The organism is Stenotrophomonas ginsengisoli (assembly GCF_001431485.1).
Classification (GTDB): domain Bacteria; phylum Pseudomonadota; class Gammaproteobacteria; order Xanthomonadales; family Xanthomonadaceae; genus Stenotrophomonas; species Stenotrophomonas ginsengisoli.
This window is the reverse complement of record NZ_LDJM01000018.1, coordinates 150382-168737: the sequence shown is the minus strand read 5'-3', so window position 1 is coordinate 168737 and position 18356 is coordinate 150382. Positions and strand designations below refer to the sequence as shown.

The following is an 18356-nucleotide window of genomic DNA, read 5'->3' as shown; positions in this document are numbered from 1 at the left end:
GTGAGGCAATGAAAAAAGCAGGCCGATGGCCTGCTTTTTTCATGCTGGCGGGGCAACGGTGCAAGCGCGCCGGCTCATTCCACGCAAGTCACATCGCGCCCGCTGCTCTTGGCGCTGTACAGCGCGTGGTCGGCACGCCGGTACAGGTCGGTGGCCTGCTTGTCATCTGCCTGGGCCTGGACCAGGCCGGCACTGAAGGTCACGCTCAGGCCCTGCACACCGCCCCAGTCCTGACGGGCATGGAACAGCGCCTGCAGGCGGCTGCACAGCTGCTCGGCTTCCACCGCGGTGGTGTCATCCAGCAACAAGGCAAACTCCTCCCCGCCCAGACGGGCCGGCAGGTCACCATCACGACAGGCCTGCTGCAGCAGCTTGCCGACCTCGGTCAGCACACGGTCGCCGACGCTGTGGCTGAAACGGTCATTGACCGTCTTGAAGTGATCAATATCCAGCACCACCAGGCACAAGGGATGCCCACTGCGCTGGTGGCGGGAGAACTCGCGTGCCAGGGCCTCATCGAACACACGGCGGTTGGGCAGTCCGGTCAGCGCATCCTGACGCGCCTGGCGCTGGAAGGCCTCGGACTGTTCGCGCAGGCGGTCCAGCAGGCGGGTCTTTTCCTGGTTGGCGGCCAGCAGGCTTTCGGCCTGCAGCTGCAGGTCATAGGTGCGTTGGTCCACCAGCCGTGCCAGGCGCTGGCTGCGCGCCTTGTAGCGGTAGACGCCGTAGCGGTACAGGCCGGCCCACAGCAACAGCAGGGCCAGCACCGCACCGAACCACACCCACGGGCTCTGCCACCACAGCGGGGCAACAGTGAAGTGCAGCTCGGCCACCTGCAGGCTCCAGCGCCCGCCCGGATGCATCGAGGACACCTGCAGGGTGTAACGCCCCGGCGGCAAGCTGATGTATTCCACGCTGCGCTGGCGCCCGCGTTCGATCCACTCCTCGTCCAGGCCAACCAGACGGGTGCGGTAACGGATCCGGTCGCTGATCAGGTAGCTCAGGCCGACATAACTGATCGACACCCGCGCCCCGCCCGGTACTTCCACCCGGCTGTTGCGCCAGTCCTGCAGCTGGCCGTTGACCCGCACCTGTTCGAGCATCGGCCGCGGCGAGGGGCGCTCGCGCAGCTGGCGCAGGTGTTGCGGATCGACCACGCTCAGGCCACCGGCGGTGACCACCCAGTAACGTCCGCGATGGTCGAGCATCGAACCCGGCCCGCTGCTGCCGTTGGCCTGGGAATTGCTCATGCCGTCAATCTCGGCATAGCGCTCCACCCCGTCCAGCTGGGAGCGCCGGCCATCGGCCACCTCATTGAGGCTGACCATGTCGGTGCGCAGCACGCCCCGGTTGGAAGACAGCCAGACATTGCCCAGGCGGTCCGGTACGAGCTGGAACACCGCATCCACCGGCAGCCCCTGCTCCAGCCCGACATGGCCCAGCTTGCCGTCCTGGTAGCGGTACAGGCCGCGATCGGTACTGATCCACATCGCCTTGCCGATGCTCTGCAGACCCAGCACGGTGCGTGCCCCGCCCAGCTGGCTCAGCTCCACCCGCTCCACCCGATCGGGATGGACAATACGCACCCCTTCGGTACTGCCCACCCACAACTGGCCTTCATGCTGGCCCAGGGCGGTGACCAGTTCCTGCTTGGGCAGACCGTGGATTTCCGGACGCTCCACCTTGCCGTCGCGGATGCGCAGCAGGCCGCCCTGGGTGCCGACCCACAACCAGTTGTTGGCATCCACCACCAGCGCGCGCACATTGCCCGAAGACAACTGCTGGACCTGGTCAAACCGGGTCAGGCGGCCATCGCGGCCGATGCCGATCACCCCATCGGCAAACGTACCGACCCAGATCGTGCCGTCGCGGCCCTCGGCCAGGCTCAGCACCGACACCACGTTCTCGTTGCCACGGGCCAGGTCGATGCTGTGGATGCTGCCGTCGGCGTCCATCCGGTCCAGGCCCTGGGCACTGCCGATCCAGATCCGCCGCTGGCTGTCTTCCAGCACACTGCGCACGTAGTCGCCACTGAGCCCGTCACTGATGCCGTAACTGGTGAACAAGGCCTCGCGCAGACGGAACAGGCCACCGTTGGCGCCCACCCAGATGCTGCCTTCGTTGTCCTCGAACAGGCTCAGGATGCGCCCGCCGGGCAGCTTCTTGCCTTCAGGCATGCGTTCCAGCCCGCCCGGGCCCAGACGCATCAGGCCATCGCTTTCGGTACCCAGCCAGATCAGGCCCTTGCTGTCGATCAGCATCGAAGTCAGGAAGGTCTGCGCATCCAGGCTGTAATGCAGCACCGGCTTGCCATCGCGCATGCGGTACAGGCTGTTGCCCACCACCAGCCAGAGCACCCCGTCCGGTGCAAGGTAAGGCCAGGAAGGTGCCCGTGGCAGGCCGAAACTGGCCGGCGCACGCTGCAGCACGCCCTGGCCATCACGCAGCAGGATGCCGTCCATGCTGCCCATCCAGACCTGGCCGATGCTGTCCACCACCAGGCCCGGATAGGTCAGCAGCACCGACAGGTCATCCGGCGGCGGGGTGAAGTTGAAACGCCCCCCCGGGTCCAGATGGCCCAGGCCCTTGCCTTCGTGCTGCAGCCACAGCCGGCCCTGTGCATCACTGGCCATGGCCTGGACCAGCACGCCCGGTGCGGGCAGTTCGCGCGGGAAATGCTGCCAATGGCCGCGGGTATCGTAGCGGCTCAGGTTGCCGCGGGAATCACTGATCCACAGCGACCCCTGGCGGTCCACATGCAGCGAGCCGACCGCATTGTCGAGCAGGCCCGGGGTGCTGCCACGATCAAAGGTGGTGAACTCCTGGCCGTTGTAGCGCACCAGGCCTTCCCAGGTCGCCAGCCAGATCAATCCATCGGGGGTCTGCACGATCTTGCGCAGCGAGTTGTGCGGCAAGCCTTCGCGGGTGGTCCAGATGTCCACCGCGTAATCGCGCATTGGCCGGATCACCGGCAGGATCGCGCCCGCCGTCGAGCCGGCGTCGTACCCGTCTGCCGCTGGCTGCGTCTGCGCAGGTGGTGTCTGCGCCGGCAGCAGCGGTGCCGCCAGCAGGCTGATCAGCAGGCAAATGCAGGCCAGCGTTGGATGCCACGCGCCGGCCCGTTGCATACAGGCTCGACCATCAGGTACTGGCTTGACCACAATCCCTCTGACCCCGCGCGTTCACAAGCGCTGATTTTAGGCATATCCGGCAGGCCATGCCCACCTTGTGCCGCAGCTCAGGCCCAACGCACAACCGCTTCCAGCCCGCCTTCGGGGTGGTTGTGCAGGCTCAGCTGCGCCCCGTCCCGGTCAGCCAGCGCCTTGGCAATGGCCAGGCCCAGTCCTGCTCCGCCGGTATCGCGTGATCGCGAATCCTCCAGCCGGACGAACGGATCAAACACACTGTCCATCGCCGACTCGGGAATCCCGGGGCCGGCATCGCGCACATGCACACTGACCCGGCCCTGCTCGAACCGGGCCTGGACCCGGGCCGATCCGCCATATTTGAGTGCGTTGTCGATCAGGTTGGAAAACAGCCTGCGCATGGCCATCGGGCGCAGCGCCAGCACCTGGCCGCAGCCCCCCTCGAAGGTCACGTCCGCACCGGCCTCCACGGCATCCTCGACCAGGCTTTCCAGCAGCGAGTCCAGCTCCAGCGGTACCGGCTTCTCGCTGCCATGTTCACTGCGGGCCAGGTCCAGGCCTTCGCGGATCAAGGCCTGCATCGCGGCCAGGTCGGCGATCAGGCGGGTCCTGAGGCCTTCGTCATCGACATTTTCAAGACGCAGGCGCAAGCGGGTCAGCGGGGTCTGCAGGTCATGGGTGATGGCGGCCAGCATTTGCGTGCGCTGGGCCAGGTGATGCTTGAGCTGCTGCTGCATGGCATTGAAGGCCTGGGCGGCATGGCGCACCTCGCTGGGCCCGGTTTCGGCCATCGGGGTGCGGTCAAGATCACGCCCCAGGCCGGTGGCGGCGGCGGCCAGACCGCGCAGCGGTGCACTGGCCATGCGCGCCACCCCATAGGCCAGGCCGGCCAGGGCCAGTACCAGCAACACGATGTAGGCAGGGTCCGATGCGGTCAGGCGGTCACGCAGCACCGGGGTGCTTTCCATGGTCAGGCGCATCTGGGTGCCATCGGACAGGTCAACGCTGATCACCCGGCAGCGCGGCGGACCTGGCTCGCCACTGTGGCCACCGCGCGGATGCATGCGTGGCGGCCTGGGCCGATCATTGTCCGGCAGCAGGTCACGCAGCTCGGCCAGGCAGGTGCCGAAGCTGGCGACCTCGACCCGGGCCGTGGCCAGGGGGCCACTACGCTGGGCCAACAGGGCCATCAGCGCCTGGTCCTGACGCACCACCCGCACCTGTTCCGGGGCACGCCGCACCCCGGTGCTGGCCGCCAGCAGGCGTTCGCGGATCTCCGGGTTGCTGTCCAGCAGCTGCACAAAGCCCTGCAGGCGGTCAGCAGCGCGCACCAGTTGCTGGCGCTCGAACTCCTGCTGCCGGCTGGCATTGGCCAGCGCCGCCACCACGATCGCCGACCCGCCCATGCCCAGCAGCAGGATCACGAACAGGCGCCCGGCCATCGAGCCGAAGAACTGGCGCAGACGCCTCATTGGCTGGTCACGGCAAGCGAGAGCACATAGCCTTCGTTGCGCACGGTCTTGATCAGGCTGCCGCCGGTATCACCGAGCTTGGCGCGCAGGCGGCTGACCTGCAGGTCGATGGCCCGCTCCTGGGCATCGAACGGTTTGCCGCTGGACAGGGTCACCAGCTGCTCGCGCGACAGCACCCGCTGGGCATGCTCGACAAACACCTTGAGCAGGCGGAACTCGGCACCGGAGAGCATCAGCACGCGTCCATCGGCCGCCACCAGATGGCGCTGTTCCAGATCGAACAACCAGTCACCGAAACCGGCCCGACGCAGCGGTGGCGGCTCCAGGTTGACCGGCAAGGCCTCGGTGCGGCGCAATACATTGCGGATGCGTGCCAGCAGTTCGCGCGGCTCGAACGGCTTGGCCAGGTAATCATCGGCCCCCATTTCCAGGCCCAGCACGCGGTCGATGGGCTCGGCCCGGGCGGTGAGCATGATCACCGGCAGGCTGGAGTGCGCACGCAGGTCCCGGCACAGGGTCAGGCCGTCCTCGCGCGGCAGGTTCAGATCCAGCACCACCAGGTCGATGCGCTCGTTGTGCAGCTGCTGGCGCATCTGCACGCCATCGGCGGCAGTGAAGACCTGATAGCCGGCACGGCCGAGCTGTTCGGCCAGCAGGGTACGGATGTCCAGGTCGTCATCGACGACCAGGAGGCGATGGGGCGTGGTGTCCTGGCTCATGCGGCCATCATCGCTGCTTGTGGCGTGTTGCGCACGTACCGGGATGTGGCAAAACCTGTCCACAGCCCCTGTAGACACATAGCGATACATTGGCCTGGGCCGTGGACACATCGCGATACACGGCAAGGCTTGCCGCCGCCGGCAGGGCTGGCACACTGGCCACATCGCCGCAGCCTGCGGCCATGACGAGTTGCCATTGTGAAGCTGCCCCTGCCCAAGTCCCGCTCTGCCCGTGTCGCCCTGGCCGTTGCCGTGATCGCTGCCATCGGTGGTGGCTACTACTGGTTCACCCGCGGCGAGGCGGCTCCGCAACTGGCCACCGCTGCGGTGGTCCGCGGCGATCTGGAACAGACGGTGGATGCCACCGGTGTGATCGATGCCTACCAGCTGGTCAACGTCGGTGCCCAGGCCTCTGGCCAGATCAAGAAGCTTTATGTGGAACTGGGCGACGAGGTCAAGGCCGGCGACCTGATCGCCGAGATCGACTCGACCACCCAGACCAACAGCCTGACCAATGCCGAAGCGGCGATGGAAAACATCCAGGCCCAGCGTTCGGTGCAGCTGGCCAACCTGCGCGAGGCCGAACTGGCCTTTGACCGGCAAAAGATGATGTATGCCGAACAGGCCAGCTCCAAGGCCGAGTACGACAGCGCCGAAGCCAAGCTGGCCACCACCCGCGCCCAGATCCGGGCCCTGGATGCCCAGGTCAAGCAGCGTCAGGCCGAGCTGCAGACCGCCCGCGCCAACCTGGGCTACACCCGCATCACCGCGCCTATCGACGGCACCGTGGTCGCCGTGGTGGCCGAGGAAGGCCGTACCGTCAACGCCAACCAGTCCGCGCCGACCATCGTCAAACTGGCCAAGCTGGACACGGTCACCGTCAATGCCGAGATCTCCGAGGCCGACGTGGTCAAGGTCAAGCCGGGCATGCCGGTCTACTTCACCATCCTGGGCAACAGCGAGCACAAGTACCACGCCACCCTGCGCGTGGTGAACCCGGCCCCGGCCTCGATCGCCAACGAATCCAGCAGCAGCGCCAGCAGCTCCAGTTCCAGCTCGGCGGTGTACTACAACGCCCTGTTCGACGTGGAAAACCCCGACGGCACCCTGCGCATCGACATGACCGCCCAGGTCTCGGTGCTGCTGCAGCAGGCCAAGGACGCGCTGCTGATCCCATCGGTGGCACTGGGCCCGAAGATGGGCGAAGGCCGTGGCCAGCACCAGGCCGGCGCAGCGGCCGACAACAGCGCCGGCGACGATGCGTCCGCACAGGGCCAACGCCCGGCCGATGGCCAAGGTCGCCAGGCCTCTGGCCGTGGCCCGCGTCCGGACGGAGCGCCCGGCGGCCAGCGCCCGGCCCGTCGCGATGACTGCACCGCCTACATGGTGCGGGTGGTCGGCGCCGATGGTCAGCCCGCGCCCAAGCCGGTATGCATTGGCTTGAACAACGGCTCGATGGCCCAGGTCGTGGATGGACTGGCCGAAGGTGACAAGGTCGTGGTCGGCGAAGTCACCGATGCCGAGCGCGCCGCCGCCGGCTCGCGCAACAACATGCGTGGCGGCCCGATGATGATGGGTGGCCCGCGTCGATGAACCAGCCACTGCTGCAGTTGCGCGACCTGCGTCGCGAGTTCCCGGCCGGCGAGGACACCATCGCCGTGCTCAAGGACGTCAACCTGGACATTGCCGCCGGCGAAATGGTGGCCATCGTCGGCCAGTCCGGCTCGGGCAAGTCCACCCTGATGAACATCCTGGGCTGTCTGGACCGCCCCACCAGCGGTTCCTACCAGGTGGCCGGGCGCGAGACCGGGCGCATGGCGCCTGACGAGCTGGCCCAGCTTCGCCGCGAGCATTTCGGCTTCATCTTCCAGCGCTATCACCTGCTCGGCGACCTGGATGCCCTGGGCAACGTGGCCGTGCCGGCGGTGTATGCCGGCACACCCGGCCCGGCCCGCAGCGAACGCGCCCAGGCCCTGCTGCAGCGCCTGGGCCTGGGCGAGCGCATGGGCCACAAGCCTGGCCAGCTCTCCGGTGGCCAGCAGCAGCGCGTGTCCATTGCCCGTGCCCTGATGAACGGTGGCGAGGTGATCCTGGCCGATGAACCCACCGGCGCGCTGGACACCGCCTCGGGCGAGGAAGTGATGAAGATCCTCGGCGAGCTGCATGCCGAGGGCCACACCATCATCATCGTCACCCACGACATGCAGGTGGCCCAGCACTGCCAGCGCATCATCGAGATCCGCGATGGCGTGATCATTGCCGACCGCCGCAATGAGCAGATCCCGGCAACCCCGACAACGCCCAGGCCGGCGCGCGCCAGCAATGGTGGCAATGCCTTCCAGGCCGCCCGCGACCGCTTCACCGAAGCCTTCCGCATGGCCGTGCTGGCCATGAACGCGCACCGCCTGCGTACCTTCCTGACCATGCTGGGCATCATCATCGGCATCGCCTCGGTGGTGTCGGTGGTGGCCATGGGCAATGGCTCGCAGCAGCAGATCATGCAGAACATCGCCGCACTGGGCACCAACACCATCGATGTCTACCCAGGCCGTGGCTTTGGCGACATGCGCTCGGGACGGGTGCAATCGCTCAAGGCCTCCGATGCCCAGGCCCTGGCCGAGCAGAGCTATGTGGACAGCGCCACGCCGTCGGTGTCCTCCTCGGTCACGGCACGGGTCGGCAACAAGGCCGCCAATGCCCAGGTCAATGGCGTGGGCGAGCAGTTCTTCCGGGTCAAGGGTGTCAACCTGGTCTCCGGCCGCCTGTTCGATGCCGATGACGTCAAGTCACTGGCCCAGGTCGCGGTGATCGACGAGAACACCCGCAACCAGCTGTTCGGCAGCGTGGATCCGATTGGCCAGGTGGTGTTGCTGGGCAATGTGCCGGCGCGCGTGATCGGCATCGCCAAGCGCCAGTCGATGGGTTTTGGTGGCAGCACCAACCTCAGCGTCTGGGCCCCGCACACCACGGTGATGGCGCGGATGCTCGGCCAGAGCCACATCAACTCGATCACCGTGCGGGTCAAGGACGACACCCCGATGCCGGCCGCGCAGGCGGCCATCAGCAAGCTGTTGCTGATGCGTCACAACGGCAACGAGGACTTCTTCCTCAACAACACCGCCGAGATCCGCGAAACCATCGAATCCACCAGCAAGACCATGACCCTGCTGATCGGCGCGATTGCCGCCATCGCCCTGATCGTCGGCGGCATCGGGGTGATGAACATCATGCTGGTCTCGGTAACCGAGCGTACCCGCGAGATCGGCGTGCGCATGGCCGTGGGCGCACGCCAGAGTGACATCCGCCAGCAGTTCCTGATCGAGGCGGTGCTGGTGTGCCTGCTCGGCGGCCTGCTCGGCATCGCTCTGGCCCTGGCCATCGGCTGGGCCTTCAGTGCCTTCGGCGCCAGCTTCAACCTGATCTTCTCCACCGGCTCGATCGTGGCGGCCTTTGCCTGCTCGACCCTGATCGGCATCGCCTTCGGTTTCCTGCCGGCCCGCAATGCGGCCCAGCTGGACCCGGTCGATGCCCTGGCCCGCGAATGATGACTGCCATGACCACTTACCGTTCCCTGCTCCTGCCCGCCGCCCTGGCCGCCATCCTGACCGGCTGTGCCACCCCCGGCGCCAACCCGGCCGCCGACATTCGCGTGCCCACCGGCTGGGGCCAGCACACCACCCCGACCGAGCAGCAATCGCTGCAGGTCACCGCGCCGGCCACCGAGATTGCCGCCGATGCGTGGTGGACCGGTTTCAACGATGCCGGGCTCAACGCCCTGATCGACCAGGTCCTGGCCAGCAACAACGACTGGGCCGTGGCCGGCCTGCGCCTGCAGCGCGCCCGCCTGCAGGCTGGCCTGGCCAGTGCTGACCTGTGGCCCAGTGCCAATGGCTCGGTCGGGGTTTCGGGCAACCGCCGGATCGACAGCAGCGATGACTGGAGCGAGAACTACAGCGCCAGTGTGTCCATCGGCTGGGAGCTGGACCTGTGGGGCAAGCTGCGCGGCCAGCGCGACATCGCCCGCTGGGAAGCACAAGCCACCGCGGCCGATCTGCAGAACACCGCCCTGCTGCTGGTCGGCCAGGCCAGTGAGCTGTACTGGCAGCTGGGCTACCTCAACCTGGCCATCAGCAGCGGCCAGGCCAACCTGGAACGCCTGCAGCGCATCAACGACCTGGTCGGCGTGCAGTACCGTGCCGGCGCGGTGTCGATGCTGGAAGTCCGCCAGGCCGCACAGAACCTGGAAGCACAGAAAAGCGCCCAGTCGCAGCTGGAACAGCAGCGGGTGGAGGCACGCAATGCCCTGACCGTGCTGCTCGATGGCCAGCCCTGGCCGGTCGAACGCGAGCCGCAGAACCTGGACGGCTACAGCGTGCCGGCCATCGACGCCGGGCTGCCGGCACAGCTGCTGGCCCGGCGCCCGGACCTGCGTGCGGCCGAACTGCGCCTGCGCCAGTCGCTGCAGAACATCCAGGTCACGGCCACCAGCTATTACCCGTCCTTGAGCCTGAGCGGCTCGGTGGGCGGCTCCAGTACAGACCTGGCCGATGTACTGTCCAACCCGGTAGCCAGCCTCGGTGCCGGCCTGAGCCTGCCGTTTCTGAAGTTCCGGCAGATGCAGCTGAACATTGAATCGGCCGATCTGGCCTACCAGATTGCCGCCAACCAGTTCCGCAGCACGCTGTACAGCGCCCTGGCCGAGGCCGACAACGCCCTGTCGGCACGCGAAAAGCTGGCCATCCAGCTGGCTGCCAGCCAGGCCTCCTACGCGCATGCGCTGGAGATCGAGCGTCTGTACGAGGTGCGCTACCGCGCCGGTGCCACCGACCTGCGCAACTGGCTGGACGCCCAGCAGACCCGGCGCAGTGCCGAGCTGGCCCTGGCCCAGGCCCGGCGCAGCGTGCTGGTCAACCAGGTCAGCCTGTACAAGGCCCTGGGCGGTTCGGCCAGCAACCAACCCTGAGCCACAGCCGCGCACTTGCCAACAAAGGCCCCATCACTTGATGGGGCCTTTTTGCTGGCCGCTGGCCTAAGATGCCTGCTGTCTTTTGTTTGGTCGTGCTGGATGCAACACCGCTGGCTTCCCACTGCCCTTGGCCTGCGCCTGCACCGCTGCGCGCCCTGGTCGCTGCATCTGGATGATGCCCACCTCACCGCCATCACCCCCACCGCCCGCTGCAGCGTGCCACTGGCCAGTGAAGGGGTGCGGCTGGATCAGGGCTGGCTGTGGGCATCGCTGCACCTGCACAGCGAGGATGGCCGGGAGCTGAGCCTGGCCGGGCTGTCGCGCCGCGATGCACACCAGCTGCAGCAGCTGCTCGACCAGGCCCGGGCCAATGCCCGGCAAGTGCACCGCCAGGCCGCCATGCGTGCGTGGATCGATGCCGCCGACGCCCTGTGCGACCAGGCCGTGCAGCAGCGCCGCTGGATCAGCCACGAGCAGCAACTGGCCCTGCTGCAGCAGCGTCAGGCCATCGATGCGCAGCAGCAGGCACTGCGCGCGCCATCCTCGCCCCTGCCTGCCGGTGCAGATGCCAGCTGCGCCGAAGACTGGCAGGCCGACTGGCCGGCGCTGTGGGAGCAGGCCAACCAGCACCTGGCCGGTGCCGAGCTGGTGCACAGCCGTGCCCTGTTCGAACAGGTGGAAAGCCGCCCCTTGAGCGAGGAACAGGCCCGCGCGGTGATCTGCTTTGACAACCGGGTGCAGGTGGTGGCCGCGGCCGGCTCGGGCAAGACCTCGACCATGGTGGCCAAGGCCGCCTATGCCATTGAGCGCGGCATCGCCCAGCCCGGGCAGATCGTGATGCTGGCCTTCAACAAGGAGGCAGCCAACGAACTGCAGCAGCGCGCCCAGCGTGCCTTCGCCCGTCTCGGCCAGCCGCACTGGCAGGTCCAGGCGGCCACCTTCCATGCCCTGGGCCTGCAGATCATTGGCCAGGCCAGAGGGCGCAGGCCGCATGTGCCGGCCTGGGCCATCGACGCCCAGGCCGGGGTCGAAAAGCTGGCCGAACTGGTGGATACACTGAAGGATCGTTCGGAAGATTTCCGCACCCGCTGGGACATGTTCCGCCTGGTGTTCGGCCATGCCCTGCCCGCACCCGGCACCGCGCTGGACCATGCCGACGGCCATGACCGTGACGGGCAGCCCTATGCACGTACCCTGCGCGGCGAACAGCTACGCAGCCAGGAGCAATGCCTGATCGCCAACTGGCTGTTCTACAACGGTGTGGACTACCAGTGTGCTGGCGCGGCGGGCGCCGATTTCCACTACCCGCAGGCCGGGCTGTACCACGCCCATCTGCAGCTGGATGCCGATGGCCAGCGGCCCCTGCATTTTTCCGCCCGCGAGCAGTCACTGGACTGGCAGCATCTGGGCCAGCACCGGCAGGGCAAGGCCTGGCTGGAAACCGACTCGCAGCAGCTGCGCAGCGGCCAGGCCTTCCACATGATGGCCAATGCCCTGCAGGCGGCCGGCATCGAACTGGACCCCCATCCGGACCGTGAGCTGCCAGCCGATGGCCAGGCCCCGCTCAGCGATGACGCCCTGATCGCGTTGATGCGTTGCTTCATCACCCATGCCAAGAGCAACGCCCTGGACCGCGCCGCCCTGCAACAGCGCCTGTCCGCGCTGCCGGGCGATGACTTTGCAGAGCGCCACCGCCGCTTCCTCGAACTGGCCGGCAGCGTGATCCAGGCCTGGGATGAGGCCCTGGCCGCCGAACACGGTATCGATTTCGAGGACATGCTCAACCAGGCCGCCACCCTGCTGGAAAGTGGCCAGGCCAGCACGCCGTGGACCCTGGTGATGGCCGATGAGTTCCAGGATGCCTCGCGTGCCCGCGCCCGCCTGTGTCGCGCCCTGGCTGCCGCGCCACATCGGTACCTGTTTGCGGTGGGCGATGACTGGCAGTCGATCAACCGCTTTGCCGGTGCCGACATCAGCGTGATGACCCGTTTTGCCGACTACTTCGGCCACGGCCGGGTACTGCAGCTGCAACGCACCTTCCGCTGCCCGCAGGCCCTGTGCGATGTGGCCAGCCGCTTTGTCAGCAAGAACCCGGCCCAGCTGACCAAGCAGGTGCACTCGTCCACGCCCGAGCATGGCCCGGTGCTGCAGGCGGTGCAGGTAGCCCGGCGCGAACAGCTGGCCGATGCGGTGGGCCAGTTGCTCACGCGTCTGGTCATGCAACTGCGCAGTGGCCAGCAGGCGCCCGGGCGCGCGGGCAAGCTGCAGGTGTTCGTACTGGGCCGCTACAACCACGAGCGCACCTGCATCCCGGCTGATTGGCAGGCACGTTTCGGTGCATGGCTGGAGCTGCGCTTTGCCACCATCCACCGCTCCAAGGGCGCCGAAGCCGATGTGGTGATCGTGCCCGGGCTGCTGGCCGGCAGCTTCCCCAGCCAGCGCGCCGATGACCCGGCCCTGGCCCTGGCCATGCCCGATGGCGACACCTTCCCGCTGGCCGAGGAACGCCGCTTGTTCTACGTCGCCCTGACCCGCGCCCGCCGCCAGGTGGTGCTGCTCAGCGTGCAGGGCCGCAACTCGCCGTTCCTGGACGAACTGGTTGCCGATGGCGCCGTGCAGCTGACCCAACTCGATGGCCAGGCGGTGAACGAGCAACGCTGCCCGGCCTGTGGCACCGGGGTGCTCATCCTGCGCAGCGGCCCCTTTGGTGAGTTCCATTCCTGCTCAAGCTACCCGCGCTGCGCCTACAAGCCAGCGCAAGCCCGAGCCAGTACATACCCGCACAGCGCCCAGGCACTGCCCTGATCAATCATGGGTCCATCACCCATCCAGGGTGATGGCTCGCACGGTTCCTGCCCTGTCGCACCGATGGCGCCCTGACAGGCCTTGTCCTCGCCCCCTGTGTACTCGTAGCGTGGAGTCGGGACATCCAACGGGACCCACCATGACCGCAACCATCTCATCGCCTGTCACCTGGCTCAGCCTGCTGCTGGGTGTACCACTGCTGTTGGTGGGGTGCCGCCATGCCGAGGCCATTGCCACCCCACCAACCACACCTTCGTCTCAAGCCCAAGCCATGGCCGACGTGTCCCGGCCAGAACTGCTCGGTGCACTGACCCGGATGATCCGCGGCGCCCAGCATGTCCGCCATTTTTCTGCTGACGAAGTTGCCGCCCAATTGGGCCACCCGCTGCAGTCAAACGCAGAAGGCCCTGAGTATTTCGTCACCAGCCTGCCACTGGCCGATGGCAGCAAATTCCTGGTGTTCGGCGTCGGCTTGTCCTCACCACAGGTAGACCGACTGGACCTGGAGTTCGAGCCTGCCCCCGGGCAGTGCCCTCTCAGCGTGGCCGCACTGCAACCGGTGCTGACCGCTGCCGGTGCCACGCCCGCCCAATGGCAAGCACCCATACGCTTTGGCAGCGTGGCTGAATGGGACAGTAGGGCTGGCTCGCTACTGATCACTGCCATAGTGGACGGCAAATATGGCGCGGCCGACACCGATGCCTGCATCCAGCGCATCAGTCTTCAGATACTCGGAGAGCACTGATGGCTGAGGAAAGCCCGCGCCACCGAGTACACGAGAAAAGGCGGATTACGCCGTGGTACGAAGCGTGGCCGCTGCTCGACACTGACGACCTCGCGGCCACGCAACCGGCGCAAGGCGTTGGCAATGCATCGACGATGCAGGAACTGCGCTGCAAGGGTTACAGGTGATGAACCACGCAAGCCATCACATATCCAACGTGATGATTTGCCCCCATCCTGTCGCACCACAGCAACAGCGCCTTCTCTGGGCTTGCCCGCGTGCGCCATCATCAATAGCGTCAAGCACGGATATTGGAGCGGGATAAACAATGAAAGCACCGCCATCATCGCCTGTCACCTGGCTCAGCCTGCTGCTGGGTGTACCGCTGCTGTTGGTGGGGTGCCGCCATGCCGAGGCCATTGCCACGCCGCCAAGCACGCCCTTGCCACAAGCCCAAGCCATGGCCGGCATGTCCCGGCCAGAACTGCTCGGTGCACTGACCAAGATGATCCGCGGTGCGCAGCATGTACGCCATTTTTCTGCCGATGAAGTTGCCGCCCAATTGGGCCACCCGCTGCAGTCAAACGCAGAAGGCCCGGTGTACTTCGGCACCGAGCTGGCTCTGGCCGATGGCAGCAAGTTCATGGTCCTTGGCGTAGGAGCCATTTCACCGCCAGCAAACCGGCTGGACCTGGAGTTCGAGCCTGCTCCCGGGCAGTGCCCACTCAGCGTAGCCGCACTGCAGCCGGTGCTTGCCGATGCCGGTGCCACACCTGCCCAGTGGCAGGGCCCCATACGGTTTGGCAGTGTCGCTGAATGGGACAGCAGAGCTGGCTCGTTACTGATCACTGCCACGGTGGATGGCAAATATGGCGCGGCCGACACCGATGCCTGCATCCAGCGCATCAGTCTTCAGATACTCGGAGAGCACTGATGGCTGAGGAAAGGCCGCGCCACCGAGTACACGAGAAAAGGTGGATCACCCCGTGGCACGAAGCGTGGCCGCTGCTCGACACTGACGACCTCGCGGCCACGCAACCGGCGCAAGGCGTTGGCAATGCATCGAGGATGCAGGAACCACGCTGCAAGGGTTACCGGTGATAAACCACACAAGCCATCACACATCCAATGTGATGATTTGCACCAATCCTGCCCCACCACAGCAACAGCGCCTTCTCTGGGCTTGCCCGCGTGCGCCATCACCAGTAGCGTCAAGCACGGATAGTGGAGCGGGATAAACAATGAAAGCACCGCCATCATCGCCTGTCGCCTTGCTCAGCCTGTTGCTGAGCACATCATTTTTGCTGTTTGGCTGTCGCCACACCGATGCCATCGCCTCCCCAAAAATCATTCACCTGCCGGAAACCGAAGCCATGACCGAATTGTCCCAGCCAGAACTGCTCTCTGCACTGACCCGGATGATCCGTGGTGCCCAGCATGTCCGTCATTTTTCTGCCGACGAGGTTGCCACCCAATTGGGCTACCCTTTGCAGTCACGTTCGAAAGGTCCAGTGTATTTCGGAACCGATATACCACTGTCGGACGGCAGCAATTTTGGGGTCATTGGCGTTGGGGTAGGCTCACCGCAGGCAATACGACTTGATCTGGAGTTCGAGCCTGCCCCTGGGCAGTGCCCTCTCAGCGTGGCCGCACTGCAACCGGTGCTGACCGCTGCCGGTGCCACACCTGCCCAGTGGTTGGGGCCAATCCGGTTTGGCAGCGATGCCCGATGGCGCAGCCGGGCTGGCTCTATCGTAATCACCGCTACGGTGGATGGTAAATATGGCGAAGCAGACACCGACGCGTGCATCCAGTACATCTCAATAGAGATCACCGGAGAAAATTAATGTCAACCAACAAGACCAAGCTCGAACAAATGTTGGATGCATTTGATGCCGCCTACCCAGGCCAGGGCAAAGCACTGGCGGCCATCCTGGACGACACACCGCAGCTGAAGGCACGTTTCAACCAAGCCGCCGAAGCTGGGCAGTTGACTGGATTTGACAGCACCGGGGCTGGTGGAGATGGGCTCTACAACAGCAGATCCGGCGTCATCAGCCTGCCCAGCGACGGACTTCTCGGTGGCAGTTTGGCAGCTCCTGCCGATAGAAACTACATACGTATCGTTGCTGGCCATGAAATCGGCCACGCATTGAATCGTGAAAGTATCCGGGCCACCAACAATCAATTCCAACAAGATGTTGATGCCCTGGCACAGAGCAGTGGCAACCACGACTATACCGATACGATGGCGCAACGCGGCCAGCTGCAGCGCACCCGCGAAGCCATTGATGAAATCCATGGTGTAAATGCACTGGCTGAATATGTGCGCGGCCAGAACAAACAAGCCACATTGGAAGATCTGTACGAAGCCAACCCTCGCGAGATGAAATCGTACATTGATCGTAGCGGCACCCGACCAAATTACAGCTATCTAGCCCGCGACAACCTTGTCTTCGATCAAAACCTGCAAATTGACCCGAGCAAGCCAGAGAACGTGGAGGCAATGGGCAAGCTGTTTTATGACGAACGCGGCTATCCACATCACTATGGTCAGATCGGACTTCGCATCATTGCCAATGCCGAAGCCCAGGCCCAGAAGGACAACCCGGGCAGAGCGGCACCCGCCGTGTATGTCGACCTTCCTGCCTTGGGGATAGATCCCAGCGCGTTGGCGCCGGACGCCATACCGGCCAACTTCATCCCCACCAAGGCGCCTGCGGTCAGCCACGCCCCCGCCAACACCCAGGAAACCAGCGCAACGGGCAATCAGCGTCTCAGCGCCCAGGATCAAGCCCTGGACCAGCACCTGCGCAGTGAGCTGGCCCAGCTGGAAGCCCGCCTGGGCAAACCTTGGGATGCCGACAGCGAGCGCATGAGTGCCAGCCTGAGCCTGTTGGCCGCCCGCAGTGGCTTTACCGCAGACGACGCCCCCTCCATCTGCTTCAGCAACGCCAGTGGGCAACAGCCTGCCGGCGCACTGGTCTTCCTCAGCCGCGAGGCAGAAGGCAGCCACTGCGACCCGTACCTCAACCGTGCGCATATGAGTACCGCACAAGCACTGTCTGCCCCGGCCGAACAAAGTTATGACCAACTGCAGGCCCATCGCGAGCAGGAACAGCGCCAGGCCAACCAGCAACAGCCCAACGACAACCCGGCACACACGCAGCAGGCCGAACAGGCTCAATACGGCCAGTCCCCCGCACTCTGAAGCCTGCTCGAGCCAGTTGCAGAAAAGATCAAAAATCACGGCGCTCAGGCCCGGCGCGCCCGCGCGTACACCGGGCTACTCCAGCATCACCACTACCTGACCAACACCGCGACCAGGCTTGCAGATGACACCGTGGGAGCGACCCCGGTCGCGACAGCCGTTGCCGAACAGGCGGCTCAACAGCCCGCCTGTAGCGACAGCCGTACTCAGGCCTCGCCCAGACAGATACCGATATCGCGGGCCATCACCATCAGCGGGTGATGCAGGTCGATGCGGCGCTGGCTGTTGGCCACGCTGGCAATCGGCACGCTGGTGATGCGCCCGTGCTGCAGGGTGACCATGCGCCCGAACTGGCCGGACAACACCAACTGCGCGGCATGGTGGCCGAACTGGGTGGCCAGCACGCGGTCAAACGGGGTGGGCTCACCGCCGCGCTGCACATGCCCCAGCACGGTGGCACGCACTTCGCTTTTCAGGTGCGGCTGCAGGCGTTCGCGCAGCACGTGGGCCACGCCGCCCAGGCGCACCGGGTCGGTGCTGCCGGCAATGGTCTGGCGCACGGTCTGGCTGTGGCCACTTTCCTTGGCCCCTTCACCGATGCAGATGATGGTGTAGCGCTGGCGCTGTTCGCGCGCCTTGCAGACATCAATGATGGCCTGCAGGTCATAGTCGATTTCCGGTACCAGGATCACATCGGCGGCACCGGCAATCCCGGCCTCCAGCGCCAGCCAGCCGGCATGGCGGCCCATGGTCTCCACGATCATCACCCGGTGATGGCTGCTGGCGGTGCTCTCGATCCGGCGCAAGGCCTCGCTGGCGGTGGCCACCGCCGTATCAAAGCCAAAGCTGCGCTCGCAGTTGGCGATGTCGTTGTCGATCGTCTTGGGCACACCCACGCACTGCATGCCCACCGCCTGTGCCAGTGCATGAGCCAGGCTCTGGGTGCCGTCGCCGCCGATGGACACCACCACCTCCAGGCCCAGCGCCTGCACGTTGGCCTTGACCTGGGCCACGGTGGCCTCGTTGGCCAAGGGGTTGGCGCTGTTGCTGGTACCCAGGATGGTGCCGCCGGCATGCAGGATGCCCGACACGCGCTCCCAATCCAGCGGCATCACCCGCGGCGTGGCGCCCATCAGGCCTTCAAAGCCATCCTCGATCCCGATGACCTCGCAATCGCCTTGGCGGATCAGCGACTTGGTCACCGCACGGATCACCGCATTCAAGCCCGGGCAGTCACCACCGCCGGTCAACACACCTACACGCATTGGATTCTCCTGGACAACGCTGCCGGTTCGGTCCGGCATCTGCTGATC

General features: G+C 65.9%; 13 protein-coding genes. 9 read left to right on the top strand and 4 right to left on the bottom strand.

The annotated features are described in order from the left end of the window. Positions 1–74 precede the first annotated feature (74 nt). The 3 genes from ABB30_RS07925 to ABB30_RS07915 form a co-directional block, all read right to left on the bottom strand. Positions 75–2957: a ligand-binding sensor domain-containing diguanylate cyclase gene (locus tag ABB30_RS07925; protein WP_245626453.1), complete on the bottom strand. Its 2883-nt coding sequence runs from the start codon at positions 2955–2957 to the stop codon at positions 75–77. 281 nt (positions 2958–3238) lie between these two features. Beyond that, positions 3239–4618 carry an ATP-binding protein gene (locus ABB30_RS07920; protein WP_057637757.1) on the bottom strand — a complete coding sequence of 460 codons (1380 nt, stop codon included), beginning with the start codon at positions 4616–4618 and terminating at the stop codon, positions 3239–3241. Next, on the bottom strand, positions 4615–5337 hold the full coding sequence (locus ABB30_RS07915) for a response regulator (RefSeq protein WP_057637756.1): 723 nt from the start codon (positions 5335–5337) through the stop codon (positions 4615–4617). Before ABB30_RS07915 ends, ABB30_RS07920 begins: the two co-directional genes overlap by 4 nt. A 198-nt stretch (positions 5338–5535) precedes the next feature. On the opposite strand from ABB30_RS07915, the gene ABB30_RS07910 reads away from it, so the two are divergent. From ABB30_RS07910 to ABB30_RS16200, 9 genes are all read left to right on the top strand, one after another. Then, positions 5536–6930: an efflux RND transporter periplasmic adaptor subunit gene (locus tag ABB30_RS07910; protein WP_425477384.1), complete on the top strand. Its 1395-nt coding sequence runs from the start codon at positions 5536–5538 to the stop codon at positions 6928–6930. Beyond that, entirely contained in the window at positions 6927–8882 is a 1956-nt protein-coding gene (locus ABB30_RS07905; RefSeq protein WP_057637755.1) for a MacB family efflux pump subunit, read from the top strand. Before ABB30_RS07910 ends, ABB30_RS07905 begins: the two co-directional genes overlap by 4 nt. 8 nt (positions 8883–8890) lie before the next feature. After that, positions 8891–10300 (top strand): TolC family protein, encoded by a 1410-nt coding sequence (locus ABB30_RS07900; protein ID WP_083489762.1) that lies wholly within the window; start codon positions 8891–8893, stop codon positions 10298–10300. Between the two features lie 102 nt (positions 10301–10402). Then, positions 10403–13108 carry a UvrD-helicase domain-containing protein gene (locus ABB30_RS07895; RefSeq protein ID WP_057637753.1) on the top strand — a complete coding sequence of 902 codons (2706 nt, stop codon included), beginning with the start codon at positions 10403–10405 and terminating at the stop codon, positions 13106–13108. Between the two features lie 139 nt (positions 13109–13247). After that, positions 13248–13853 (top strand): hypothetical protein, encoded by a 606-nt coding sequence (locus ABB30_RS07890; RefSeq protein WP_152980638.1) that lies wholly within the window; start codon positions 13248–13250, stop codon positions 13851–13853. Beyond that, entirely contained in the window at positions 13853–14020 is a 168-nt protein-coding gene (locus tag ABB30_RS16500; protein WP_161808846.1) for a hypothetical protein, read from the top strand. Before ABB30_RS07890 ends, ABB30_RS16500 begins: the two co-directional genes overlap by 1 nt. Positions 14021–14160: 140 nt before the next feature. Beyond that, the gene (locus ABB30_RS07885; protein WP_057637751.1) at positions 14161–14766 is read left to right on the top strand and encodes a hypothetical protein; all 606 of its coding nucleotides are present in this window, start codon (positions 14161–14163) and stop codon (positions 14764–14766) included. Between the two features lie 307 nt (positions 14767–15073). Then, on the top strand, positions 15074–15679 hold the full coding sequence (locus ABB30_RS07880; protein WP_152980637.1) for a hypothetical protein: 606 nt from the start codon (positions 15074–15076) through the stop codon (positions 15677–15679). Further along, the gene (locus tag ABB30_RS16200) at positions 15679–17043 is read left to right on the top strand and encodes an XVIPCD domain-containing protein (RefSeq protein WP_152980636.1); all 1365 of its coding nucleotides are present in this window, start codon (positions 15679–15681) and stop codon (positions 17041–17043) included. Before ABB30_RS07880 ends, ABB30_RS16200 begins: the two co-directional genes overlap by 1 nt. A 206-nt stretch (positions 17044–17249) precedes the next feature. Here the strand turns inward: ABB30_RS16200 and ABB30_RS07865 are convergent, their stop codons facing one another. Next, positions 17250–18308, bottom strand: a complete 1059-nt coding sequence (locus tag ABB30_RS07865; RefSeq protein ID WP_057637747.1) for a 6-phosphofructokinase — start codon at positions 18306–18308, stop codon at positions 17250–17252. Positions 18309–18356 lie beyond the last annotated feature (48 nt).